The sequence below is a fragment of the Aeromonas sp. QDB11 genome (genome assembly GCF_027705265.1).
GTDB lineage: Bacteria > Pseudomonadota > Gammaproteobacteria > Enterobacterales > Aeromonadaceae > Aeromonas > Aeromonas allosaccharophila.
This window is the reverse complement of the sequence record NZ_JAPDBM010000141.1, coordinates 1-2,453: the sequence shown is the minus strand read 5'-3', so window position 1 is coordinate 2,453 and position 2,453 is coordinate 1. Positions and strand designations below refer to the sequence as shown.

The 2,453-nt window shown below is 38.9% G+C and carries 3 protein-coding genes and 1 pseudogene; all 4 read left to right on the top strand.

Annotation, left to right across the window (positions count from 1 at the left end):
* Positions 1–313 precede the first annotated feature (313 nt).
* The 4 genes and pseudogenes from OKC40_RS22170 (at position 314) to OKC40_RS22155 (ending at position 2,278) form a co-directional block, all read left to right on the top strand.
* Positions 314–1,543, top strand: coding sequence for a sensor domain-containing diguanylate cyclase (locus OKC40_RS22170; protein WP_005344802.1), 1,230 nt, complete (start codon positions 314–316; stop codon positions 1,541–1,543).
* 37 nt (positions 1,544–1,580) lie between these two features.
* A pseudogene (locus OKC40_RS22165) lies at positions 1,581–1,748 on the top strand (IS1595 family transposase); the annotation flags it as partial.
* Between the two features lie 80 nt (positions 1,749–1,828).
* Positions 1,829–2,143: a hypothetical protein gene (locus OKC40_RS22160; RefSeq protein WP_148140617.1), complete on the top strand. Its 315-nt coding sequence runs from the start codon at positions 1,829–1,831 to the stop codon at positions 2,141–2,143.
* Between the two features lie 9 nt (positions 2,144–2,152).
* Entirely contained in the window at positions 2,153–2,278 is a 126-nt protein-coding gene (locus OKC40_RS22155; protein ID WP_265324674.1) for a hypothetical protein, read from the top strand.
* The last annotated feature ends 175 nt before the right edge of the window (positions 2,279–2,453 follow it).

The window sequence follows — 2,453 nt, the reverse complement described above, 5'->3', positions numbered from 1 at the left end:
GGGGCATGCAGTCGTGGCAAGCCCTCCGATGCCATATCGGCTCTTGAAGCTGGCTGAGGGTCATGGGTAATCAGGTAGCTAATTGATTAAATTCACGATCTTTTTCTGGGATCATGAAGGGGCAAAAATCGCTTTACGGGTCTGATGGCGCTTGCTGCTGAATTTACTGTCGGCGAAGATGATTTGATGACCCATTATGTCACGCTGCGATAGAGATCTAGATGGAGATCACGATCTCAAGGTATTATTCGCATCATCGATTAAACAGACGTTATGCTACAAAAAGTCAACGCAGTACCGATAAGGACAAGATATGAACGATGTAACACTATCAGTTCAACGGTTAGCTTCATACAGAGAAGCCATAAAAAAAATTAAACAAGGCAAATGTTCCTTATCTTTCCCGAAGGATACCAACATAGAATCCATTCTCGATTTTGAATCTGATCTTGTTCAGTTGGCTGCCTGGCTTGATGCCCGACTTGATGGGTTTAATAAAATTCAAGAAATATCCACTGAAATCAGTAAAGGCAGTGTTCTTGATGAGGTTTTAAATCGCATATATGACACATTTCATGAAATAATACCTTACGATAGGATCGGCTGCGCATTAATATCTGATGATTATGAGCGGGTTTTCGCTCATTGGACAAAAAGCAATTACCCAGAAAAAGTAATGATCAAAAATGGATATACTGCTTTTTTAAGTGGTAGTAGTTTAGAGGGGATACTAACCTCGCAACAACCCCGCATTCTTAACGACCTGCAACTATATTTAGCTGAAAACCCTAACTCATTATCAACTAAATTAATAGTTGCTGAAGGCATTCAATCAAGTTTAACCTGCCCGCTCATTGCAGATGGTAAGCCTATCGGTTTCATTTTCTTCTCTAGCAAAGAAAAAAACACATACATTGATGCCCACCAAAAAATATTTATTAACCTTGCAAGGCAAATATCATTTTTAGTCGAAAAAAGCCGTCTTTATCAACGCATCTATGACATAAACAATCAGTTGGTAAATGCATTGGCGCAACTCAAAGAGCAGTCTTCTCGGGATGCACTTACTGGTGTTTTTCATCGGGGCGCTATAATGGAATTCCTAAAAAACACCATCGAAAAAGACACAAGAAAAAAACAGCCTACTACTGTAATACTTGCTGATATAGATCATTTCAAACATGTCAACGACACATATGGTCATGTTGCTGGTGATACAGCGCTGAAGGAGGTCAGTAAAAGTTTAACTAACCACTTAAGGAGTCATGATTGTGTTGGGCGTTATGGTGGTGAGGAGTTTTTAATTATACTGGGTGAAACCAATGCCACAGATGCTCTGTTAATTATAGAGCGTATCCGTCAAGCAATTTCTGATCTAAAGTTTGAAAGGAATGAAGGCAATTTTTCTGTCACCATGAGCTTTGGTATTGCCTGTTCAGATAATACCTCACATATAAAGACTGAAGAAACATTACTACTAGAAGCGGATAGTGCTTTATATCATGCAAAAAACGAAGGTAGAAATCGTGTATGTATCGCATAAAAAGATTTAATTTGGCTTGAATAGTGAGAATCGCGGTTGCCATACGCTCGGAGCGAAGCATTTACCAAGGCATCTTGCGGAATACTGCTTCCGGTTTAATCATCGTTTTGACCTCAATAGCATGTTGGTAGAATTGGGGCATGCAGTCGTGGCAAGCCCTCCGATGCCATATCGGCTCTTGAAGCTGGCTGAGGGTCATGGGTAATCAGGAAAGAAAAAGAGTCGTCCATTTTAGAGGCGCAGGAAAAGATAATCCTATTGGAAGACCAATACAGAATCTTTGAAATGGAATTGAAAGACCGTCTCTATCATATACAAGATGAAATTGATAAAAAGCAAGCTTTACTAAGCGACCTTCTTAATTTAGATGAACTTAAGGCTGAGTTTTATTTACAGGTTGATGATATAAATAGAACAATTAAAGCCAAAGAGGCTCAACTTGATGCTGGTGAAGCCGAAATATGCAGGCGTTCATCTTCCTTAGATCTAATACAGAAAAATCTAAATGATAGCCTCATCTCATTACAAGAACGAGAAGATGCTCTAACAGAAAGATCTAAAGACTTGGCAAACATCGTGGATATTAAATCAAGAGAGTAGGCTAAAGTAATGTTTGAGCAGTTGTTGAAAGAAAAATCAAATGAGATAAAAGCACTAGAGGAAAAAGAAAGGAAAGCAAAAAAAGATATTGATGATTTAAGGCGAAAATATAGTTCATATATCAAAATTCCATGATTTTCAAATACTGATTGTGTAGGTGTGGTTCTCACCTGAAAACCATTTTTTATCTAACCATTGACTGACAGCACTTGATCTCAAGAGCACGCCACATACCCCCGGTGTCAGAATAGTTGTCGCCTAATCTGAATAATCTAAATGTGAAGACCGGGGGCGGATAAAGAGTGTCGAA